Raw genomic sequence first — 10,014 nt, forward strand, 5'->3', positions numbered from 1 at the left:
CGGGTCTTCCCGTCTTCCCACGGCATTGCGCCCCCTTTTGCGTATGCACGGACGCAGATCGTTCCGCATCAGCGTGAAGCAGGCAACCTTACTGGGGTGTGTGGGACCGACGGGTCGGTCGCGTCCGTCTCCGGCTCGGCGGCGGCCTCGTTGAGCCGGTCAGAGAGCCGGTTGCCCTTCGGCATGGGCAGGAGGGACTGCGGCATCCCGTGACCAGGTGTTCCGGACGCACACTGAAGATGTTGAGACGGGCCAGCGCACGGTTGTTCCCGGTCACGACGGCTAGCCGCCACAGTTTCGACATCGTGCCGTCGGGGCGGGTGATCTGCGTCTGCTGCAGGACGTTCATCCCATTGGAGAGATGACCTGCGTCCACGAGGGACTCGGCCAAGTCGTCGCCGCGGGTCTTGCCGGCACGCTCCAGATTCTCGGCGGTGTACCGCTGCATATGGACGGCCACCTCGTACGGCTGCTCGGCGAGAGCGAGTGCCGCCTTGGGCTCGCCGTCCTTCTCCGCAGCCCGGACCACAGGACGCGGCCGCCGGCCGCCGAGGGCGGTGAGGAGGGCCAGGCGCTTGCCTTCGAGTTCCATCACGCAGCGCTCGGCGTCCGCGTGCTTCTGGTGGCCGTCTCCAGGGCTTGGGCGGCGTACGTGTCGTTGGCCAGCCGTGCGGCGGCAGGTCTCCCGCTGGGATCGGTCGCCGGACGAGATGGACCGGGAGGTCCGGGCCGTCCCCATGGTTGGGCCAGCGCCCCCGCTCAGGCGGCGATGGAGGGCTTCACCGGTTCGACGCCGGTCGGGCTGTGCCGCCCAGCCCAGCTCTCCAGCGCCGTACAGCCAGCGTCGCGAGTGGTGCTCGGGTTCGACCGGCGGTCCTGCGGAAGGACGATGTCGAGGACTTGGGCGCGCGGACGGATGTGGTGCTGCCGCCAGTTACGTCTGGATGGGGCCAGCCCCCTTGTGACCCTCGTTGCGCTTCCCGGCGAACAGCCGGCCGACCACGACGACCAACGTCGATGACGACCTGGTGGTTCGTGGAGTATCGGTTGGTTCTTCATCGGTCGGCTGTCAGCTTCGATGCCTCGACACGGCGGCGCGAGCCGGCGCATGGCAGGTTCGTTTTCCGGTCCAGGCTGCGATGGGAGGCCCTGGGACGCCGCCGCGCTCATGCTGACCTCTTGCTGACCCCCGGCCGCGGGGCATGTCCAGGGCCTCAAGCCGGTCATCGCCCCCACGCGGCGGGCGGCACGGGTCGGCTTCGGGGTCCAGCGGTGGGGCGTCGAGGTGACGATCGCCTCGCCGCATGGTTTCCGGCGCCTGCGCATCCGGTGGGAACGGCGCGACGACATCCACGAACGCCTACTCCAGCCGCACCCGCGCGTTCACCTCGTCCTCGTTCGGGAGGCCCAGGAACGTGTCCAGGAGCCGCCCCTCGATGTGCCGCGCGTCCCAGACGGCGGCGCGCTCCAGGCCGACGCACTCCTCGGGGGTGGCGGGGCGTTCGAGGCCCTCTGAGTCGTAGATCAGGCACTCGCGGAAGTCGGCGGCGTCCTGGACGAAGCGGACCACTGGGCGGGCCGCCTCCCCTTCGAGCGGGCGGTGGCCGATCTCCTCCCATCGGTCGCCGGGGCGCAGCCGGACGTTCTGGGTGAACAGGAACGTCGTGGCGTCGAGGGCGTCCAGGTCGTCGGACGGCTCCGTCGTGCGGTAGTCGTAGAAGCCGGTGTACGGCTCTGAGAGCTCCCTGCCGTATCCGTACGAGCCGTCGGGCAGGGGGATCCTGAGGTACGTGCCGGGGCCTGTCATCGCAGCCCCGCGAAGTTCTGCACAAGGTTCTTGAACGGCGTGCCGGTGAAGGGGGCGTACTCGCCGAACTCCAGGACCGCCGCGTGGTGGAACAACTCGCCCATGATGCTGTCCTTGTCTACCCCGCGCTTGTCGTTCTCGGTCAGCCGGGGGCCCGAGTCCGTGTCCGACCACGCGCCGCCCTTGAAGTCCTTGACGCCGAGCCTGGCGGCCTCTTGCATGCCGTGGTGGTCGATGAGCTGCTGCTCCCTTCCCCGGATCGCGAGGTAGCCCAGGTCACGGTAGCGCTCCCCGTAGTTCACCGCGTAGCCGACCGCGAACTGGTCCAGCTCCGCGGGGCCGAACCCCGGGTCCTCCGGCTCGGCACGCTCGTCGACGTGGTGGTTGACGTCCCGGGCCTTCACGGCTGCTTCCGCCTGCGGACGCCAGGGCTTGTTGAGGTCGATGACGGCGCTGGTGCGGCCCGAGTACACGCGCCCGTTCTTGTGCTTCTTCGTGTACGTCACGTACACGCGCCCCAGCCTCGGCTCCCGCCGTTTGCGCTCCGCCTCGGTGGCGGGCTGCGGGATCGGGAACGGACTGTGGATCAGACGCTGGGCCTCCACGGTGGGGAACGCCGATGCCTGGGCGGGAACGCCGAGCGGATTGCCGGACCGCACGATCGCCGCCGACCGCTGCATGTGCAGCTTCACCATGAGCGCCATCGCGTACGCGGCGAGGGCCTGCGCCGCGACGACCGCCGCCACGAGCCCGGCCGCCTCCCCGGAAACGGCGGCGGGCGCGGCGGCAGGCGCGGCTTCCGGGGAGGCGGCCGCGGCGGCCGGCGCCGCCGCCGCGGCAGCGGTCCCGCCGCCGGCGAGGACGGCGGCGTTGCCGCCCCACGCCACGTACGCGCGTTGCAGCGCCGAGGCGGCCACGAACACCGTCTCGGGGTCGATCTGCTCGCGCGCGAGGCGGCCCGAACGGTCGGTGAGGGCGACCGGATTCCCCCGGGCGTACTCGTAGAGGTTCGGTCCGTCGACGAGTCCGGCGGGGTCGGCACTCGTCCAGCGGCCGAGCCAGCAGGCGTAGTACCGCGCTCCGTGCCGGGCGAGCCCCGTCTCCTCATCCCGCTCCATGCCCGTGTAGCGGTACCGCTTCGGTGTCTCCGTACGGCTGCGCACGGCCTGGTACGTCGTGGAGCCGTAGGGCCCGTACTCCTCGTACGAGATGATCCGCGCCCGGTCGTCCAGTTCGAGGCAGGCGGATCCGAGGTGGTTGCCCGCCTGATAGCGGATCAGCAGGGCCGGAGCCGGATCGTCGCCCGCCAGGTCCCGGGTGCGGAGCTCGGTGAGGGCGAAGCGTTCCCGGCCGCCACCGGAGCTCGCCTCGGCTCCGGTGTGGATCGTCTCCCGCTCGAAGACGGCGGTGTCCGGTCCGATTGGGCCCCGGTGCTGCCGCAGCAACTCGAAGTCGCCGAAGTAGATTCGCTCCTCGATCAGTCCCGGCGCCTTCTCCCAGACCTTCCGCACCCGTGCGCCCTCGGCGTCGTACACGGCGTAGGAGACGCCGCCTCCGCCGAGGTCCGCGCGCCGCAGCCGGTCGGTGTGGTCCCAGTGCAGGTTGGGGCCGGGGTCCGCCCCGCCGAGGTGGGGCATCCGGACCATGTTGCCGTGGCGGTCGTGCAGGTAGGGCTCTGAGGTCGGCGGGTTCGCGCCGCCGGCGTTCACGGTCGTGGAGGTCAGCCGGTTGCCGGTCTTCGCGGGTGTGCCGCCGGTCCCGTCCTCCAGGAGGCTGGTCTCGGTGTACGCGTGATCCCGCGTCCAGCCGGCGTTGGCCGGGTCGCTGCCGTGGTGCCGTACCCGCAGGAGGTTCCCGACGAGGTCGTGTACGTGCCGCTCGACGTAGGTCCCCATGGTCTGCCGGGTGTTCGGGTGGTCGAGCCGGCCGTGGAAGGTTCCGTGGGCGTCGGGGGCCGTGGGGGCGTTGCGGGTGCCGTCGGCCCGCTGACCGAGGTGCTCGCGGCCGGTGGCCTGGATCAGGCGGTAGAGGGCGTCGTAGACGTAGTCGTTGTCCGGTTCAACGCGCTGGTTGCGGAAGAACACGGTCTGCTGGGCGTCGTCCTGGATGTGGGTGATGTTCCCGGCCGGGTCGTAGGTGTAGCGCAGGTTCTGCAGGCCGCAGGCAGCGTCCTCCGGAGGCTCCTCGGGTGCGGCGACCGTAGCCGGGGGCGGCCGGGGGTTGTCGCGGTCCTCGGTGAACGTCGGGGCGCGGCTGGTGTAGAGGCGGGTCAGCCGGAAGGTCAGGGGGTCGTACCGGTAGCAGGTCGTGGCGCCGTTGCGGTAGGCGACGCGGAGGCGTCGGCCGGCCGCGTCGTGATCGACGTCGGCGACCCCGACAGGGGAGGGGGCCTCGGTGGCGGGGTCGAGCAGCCCGGTGGGTTTTTCCTCGCGTTCCAGCCAGACGTCGACGCGGTGGAGGAGGCCCGCCTCGTCGAAGGCGGACTGGACGACGTGGTGGCGGTCGGGGCCGAAGCCGCTGTGCGGCAGGACCGCCTGGACGGTCCGGTTGAGCGCGTCGTACCGGGTGCTGTTCGTGAAGGCCTCGTCCTCCAGTGCCGGGTCGGCCGACCAGTCGGGCAGGTCCTGGTAGGCGGCGGCGAGGCGGCGGGTGTGGTGGAGCGGGTTGCCCTTGAAGTCGTAGGCCTCCAAGGGGGAGCCGACGGCGTCGAGGAGGGCGTGGACGGCGACGCCGGCGCCGTCGAAGACCCGCAGGACGCGAGTCCGGAGGTTGAGCCGCCGGGCGCGCTCCTGCTCGGCCTCCGGCGCGTCCGGGGCCGGTTCGCCGTACTCGACGCGCTCGATGAGCACGTCACGCCCGAGGGTGCGGGGGTCGGAGGCGGACTCCCCTTCCGTCACGGTCCCGCGTACGGTCCTGGTCACACGGCGGCGCAGCGCGTCGTAGCCCGTGACGAAGGTGTGTCCGCGGCTGTCCCAGTCGCGGACGGGGTTGCCGAGGACGTCCGGCAGGGTCCACCTGGCTCCGGCCTCCATGCCGCGGTGGTGGAGCCGGTTGCCGAGCATGTCGTGGTCGTAGCGGACGACGACGCGGCCGAGCGGGTCGCCGGCCTGTGCCAGCGCGTCGCGCACCGACAGTTCGTTGCCCTCGACATCGAGTTCGGTTCTGGTGGCGGCGGTCTCCTCGGTGCCGTCGAGGTCGTGGCCAGGGCAGACGACCCGGTTGCGCCGGACGGTGAGGAACGGCCGGCCGTAGGCGTCGAGGTGGGTGGTCGTGGGGGTGTCGACGTGCGCGGCGGCGCGGGTGGCGGCCGCCTGTTCGTGCGGCCCGAGTGTGCCGCCGATCCGCCGAGCGTGCCAGGGCTCCCAGTCGGCGGGTGGCCCGGCGGGCGGCGGGGCAGCGAAGTGGCGTGCCACGAGGCCGCGGACGTCGGGGTCGGTGCGCGGGTCGCCGGTCTGGGTGCCGTGCGGCGCGCAGGTGTCATTGGTGTCGTAGTCGGTGCGGTCCCAGGGGCCGAAGACGGCCTTGTCGTAGGTGTGCTGGGGGTGGAGCGTGGCGACGACGCGGCCGACGGGGTCGTGGAAGAGCACCGAGCTGACGCCGGCCGTGACGTCCGCCTCGAAGGCGGGGGTGGCGGTGAAGAAGGGTTCGTAGCGGCGGACCGGCCTGCCCTTGTTGTCGAAGACCGTCCAGCCGGTGCCGACCCATCGCGGGGTGACCACCGGGCCGCCCTCAGTGAGAGGGCCCGGTTCGGCCCGGGTCTTGTGCTGGACCTCTCGCCCGAAGCCGTCCGAGTAGACGTACGCCGTGCGGATCCGCAGGCCGTGTGGCGGGAGCGGGGCACGGACGTGCGTCTCCCGCTCCAGGGTCACCACGACGGCGGGCCCGCCGAGCCGGCGGAATCGGTCGAGGTCGTGGACGACGCGGGTGGTGGCGCCCGCGAGGAGCCCGACCGCCGTCGCGTCCGGGTCGGGCGCGGTCAGCAGGGCATCGAGCTGGTCCGGCGTCGGGTCGGTGACGAAGCCCTCCAGGGTGTCGCCCTCGGCAGGCGCCGGCGCGGCCTTGCCCAGGAGGGCGCTGCCGACGACCAGGCCGAGGGCGTCGAAGGCGACCTCCGTCCGGTTGTGGTTGGCGTCGGCGACGAGCCGCGGCTGGAGGACGCGGTAGTCGTTCGCCTCCACCGTGGTCGAGTTACCGAGGGCGTCGCGGACCGCGACGGCCAGCAGGTCGTCGCCGTCGAGGTCGACGAAGGCGTCCTGTCCGAAGGGGTCGCGGTAGCGGCGCGCGGTGAAGTAGTGCTGTCGCGCCCGGGCGAGTTCGGTCGCGGCGGAGTCCTGGGGGTCAGCGGAGAAGTACGACCGGCCGGAGGGCAGCCACCAGTGACCGTCGGGGTCGGTCGCGGGAAACCGGCCGTCGTCCGTCAGTGTCCGGCTCGCGAGGTAGCCGCCCCGGTCGCCTCCGGTTCCGGCGAGCACGTCCGCCGGTTCCGGGAGCAGCGCCTCCGCCGATTCGCCCGGGCGCGGCCGGCTGAAGACGCCGGCCAGGAGACCGGGGGTGAAGGCGAGCCTGTAGGTCTCTCCGGCGAGGCCACGCGGTTCCAGGTGTCCCAGCGGCAGCAGCCGGGACAGGTCGTCGCTCCGGAGTAGGGTGCGGACCTGAGCGACGGGCCGCCGGCAGGGGCCCGCGGCGGGCGGCTCCTCGTACGCCACCTCGCGGGCGAAGCGGTGGCGCAGCCGTCCCCCGGCCCCGGGATCGGGCTCCACGAGGTCGTCGGCGAGGAAACGCCCGCGCGGTCCCGTGGGCGCGTATCCGGTCAGTTCGAAGGTGCGGGTCTCGCACACCACCGGTGTGCGTCGCGCACCGGGGAGGTCGACCGCGTTGGTGACGGATCGCTCGGTGTACGTGATCAGCGGGGTCGTCTGCTTCGCCCGGTCGTCGGGGTGGAGCGTTGCCAGGCCGGGGTGGGGGATCTCGCGGGGGGTGCCGTCGTCGTCGACCGTGAGGAGGTGCGTGCGGCGCCCGTAGCCGATCACGGCTTCCTTGAGGACGGCTCCGTGCGGGTCGACCTCGAGGGTGATCGTGTGCCGAGTGCGCGGGTCGGCGGGTTCCCGCTCGTAGTGGTGGCCGAGGGCCTCGCGGAGGTGGACGTCGAAGACGGCGTGCGCGTGCGCTCCGCGTGGTTGCAGGCGGCGCACGGTGAAGTTCTGCTCGGTGACGGTGTACGGGGTACGGGCGCGGGCCGCCTCGGCCGGGGTGGCCCCGGGCGGGGCGTCGTCGGCGTAGATCTCGCGGCGCAACAGGGCGCCCTTCAGCGCGCGGCACGCCTGCCGTTCCTCCTCGGCGTCGAGACCGGGGGGCAGGGGGGTGTCGTCGAGGAGGATCTCTCGGGCGGCCTCCGGAGTGAGGCCGGGTTCGCGGTAGTACTCGTCTTGGTGGTGGCGGGAGACCTCCTCCCGGTCCGGCCGCGCGCCGGTGTGGAACCAGGACGTGACGCGCACGGGCGGGACGTCCGACGCGTCGCCCGTCTCGTCCGCCTCCGCTCCGCCGAGCGCCGCGAGCTCCTCGGTGTCCCACTGCTCGACCATGCCGAATCCGCAGAACTCGCGCTCGGTGCCGTCGTAGTGACCGTGGTGGTAGCGGTAGCGCGTGGTGAGCCGGTTGCCGCTCACGTGGTCGTACGTCTCCACGCGGGCGATCACATGGACGGGGAACGGCAGCCGGCCGATCCACGGCCGGCCCTCGTACTTGTCCCGCAGGTAGAAGGCGGTCGAGGGGGCGTAGCTCAGCCGTGTCTCGGCGCCGAGGTTGTTCACGATGCCGGTGAGCAGATGGGGTTTGGCACCGCCCATGAGGTTGACGAACCGCAGGGGGCGAGCGGCGTCGCCGGCCAGAGGGGAGGACCAGACGAGGCAGGTCGTGCCGTTGCCGAGGAGATCGGTCACGGAGACGTGCGTGGTGTCGTCGATCCGCGGGAAGACGCTCAATTCCCGTGGCGCGCTCCAGCCGTTGCCGGACTGGTTGAAGCAGAGTCTCACGCCGTCGCGGTGCAGGTAGACGAGGTCGGCGGTGCCGGATCCGTCGATGTCGGCCAGGTGCAGGCGCCGGTAATCGAAGGCGTCCGGGTGGTCGAACCAGGGTGCGTTCTCCATCGTGACCTTCGCGCCGAAGCGCCCGTGACCGAGGCCGGGCCAGTAGCAGACCTCACCGTTGCGGACGCGGACGAGGTCGGAGAGGCCGTCGCCGCTGAGGTCGGCGAGGTGGAGGGAGGCGGCGTCGTCGCTGAAGAGGGCCCTCGGCCCGTGCTCCTCGTCGAGGGCAGCGGCGATCCGCCCGGCGGCCTCGAAGCCGTCCTCCCCCAGTGACCGGTACCAGACGAGTGCCCCGTCCTCGGCCGCGAGGAGGTCGGCGCGGCCGTCTCCATCGAGGTCGGACAGTCGGACGTTCGCGCCGTTCAGGGGGACGCCGGGCAGGGCGGCGAACGGCCGGAAGGGCTGCCAGTCCTCACCTTCGTCGTGCTCGTACAGGCCCGGCGCCGTCCCGCCCGTGACGACCAGGTCCATGAGGCCGTCGCCCGCGAGGTCGACGAAGTCCGCACCGCTGCCGGGCGGCACCGCCGGCATGGTGCGGACCAGTTCGAGCGGGGCGAAGCGGACGCGGGTCCCGTGGCTCTCCATGGTGGTGGGATCCGGTAGCGGGCTGATGAGGCGCTTGTAGTACCACGCGTCGGATTGTTGGGTGAGCACCCCCGCGATTCCCTCGCCGTGGAGGTCGGCCCACCGGTACGTCGTACCGTCGACGCCGGCGGGGAGGTTCACCGTCGACGCCGGGTCGACGGTCTCGACCGTGTCCCGCACGGCCGGCTCGGCATAGGTGAACTCCACCGGGGGCATGCTGCGGCCGGTGTATCCGGTGCCGTCGCGGCGGTAGCCCAGCTGTGTCACGCTCCGCAGGTACGAGTAGACGGGGACGTCCACCGCGGCCGGATCGCCCGCGCCTCCGTAGGCGAGGTCGGTGGAGCGCACGAGGCAGTCGACCCCGACGCCGCTCGCCTCGGTGCCCGGAAAGTGGTGGAACATCAGGACGCGCCGGCACCGTCGGGCGGTCCGCACCTCGAACCCGGCGCGGTACGAGGAGAAGGGGTCCGGGCGCACCGGCCACGGGTGGCGCAGTGCGCCGTCGGCGTCGGTGGACGTGTGGTCGCGGGGGCCGGGAGCGTCGGGGTCGTGGTCGCCGTAGTCGAGCACGACCTCGAACATCCAGCCGCCCTCGGCGACGGCGGGGTCCAGGAAGTGCGGGCGCTCACCGGCCGCGTCGAGGGCGGACCGCCGGTTGCCGTAGAGGACGCGCTTCACGTACCGGTTGGCAGTACGGCGGGGGTCGTCGCGGGGGCCCCGGTTGCGCTCCTGCGGCGCGGCCAGGTCGACGCCTGTGCCGTCCTCGGGCCTGTACCGGAAGAGGACGGCGTTGCCCGTGTCGTCGCGGCTCTCGCAGATCAGCCAGCTGAAGATGCGTCGCGGGTCGCCGGGGTCGGCGATCCGGTGCGCGGCGTCAAGCCCGTACACGGTGAGGACGTTGTCCTTCGAGACCGAGCGCCAGTGGACGTCGCCCTCGGGGGCGCCGCCCTCGGCCGAGGCGAGGGCGGTCCAGCGCTCGATGCGAGCGTACGCCCCCTCGATCCGGGGCCGGTAGCGGCGGATCCGGTAACCCGCGATCTCGTCCTCGTGGACCACCGGCCGACCGGCCGGGTCGCGCACCCAACCGCCGTCTGGGTCCCGCGCGTGGCCGGGGTGGGCGGCCACCCAGCTGCCGTCGGGGTCCTGCCGGTGGACCGGCACCAGGTCCTCCGCGCCCGAGAGGGCGAACACGTCGGAGTCGGTGGCGTCCTCGTAGGTCGGCAGCCTCTTGTCCGTCCTCCGCGTCACCGACGGGGCCGACAGGCTCCAGCCGAGCCCGAAGGGGCCGTTGCCCATGCCGGAGTCGTAGGAGAGCGCGAGTTCGGGGCCGAACCCGTTGCGGCCCGGGCTCGTGGCGACCGGGACCAAGACCGATCCGGTGCCCGTCGCTGGGTGGGCGGTGAACCGCTCGCCGATGCCCCGGATGGCTCCGCCGCCCTTGGGGAGCGCCACTTGGGGCGCGCTGACGACGAACCGCCGTGCGTCCGGACCCTCACCAATCCCGGTGCCCTCGCTCTTCTCGTCCGTCATGCGCGC

2 protein-coding genes are annotated in these 10,014 nt (G+C 72.4%); both read right to left on the bottom strand.

Annotated features, from left to right (window positions below; translation table 11 throughout):
- Positions 1 to 1,360 precede the first annotated feature (1,360 nt).
- Complete coding sequence (locus ACF06X_RS32910; RefSeq protein WP_392290980.1) at positions 1,361 to 1,807, bottom strand: immunity 26/phosphotriesterase HocA family protein; 447 nt, start codon at positions 1,805 to 1,807, stop codon at positions 1,361 to 1,363.
- A complete protein-coding gene (locus ACF06X_RS32915; protein ID WP_392290981.1) occupies positions 1,804 to 10,008 on the bottom strand; it encodes a SpvB/TcaC N-terminal domain-containing protein in 8,205 nt (2,734 codons plus the stop codon). Before ACF06X_RS32915 ends, ACF06X_RS32910 begins: the two co-directional genes overlap by 4 nt.
- Between the last annotated feature and the right edge of the window lie 6 nt (positions 10,009 to 10,014).

Source organism: Streptomyces sp. NPDC015346 (assembly GCF_043078785.1).
GTDB lineage: Bacteria > Actinomycetota > Actinomycetes > Streptomycetales > Streptomycetaceae > Streptomyces.

Excerpts from the sequence above, each read along its gene's own strand:
- ACF06X_RS32910 (WP_392290980.1), bottom strand. The coding sequence starts at position 1,807 with ATGACAGGCCCCGGCACGTACCTCAGGATCCCCCTGCCCGACGGCTCG.
- ACF06X_RS32915 (WP_392290981.1), bottom strand. The coding sequence starts at position 10,008 with ATGACGGACGAGAAGAGCGAGGGCACCGGGATTGGTGAGGGTCCGGAC.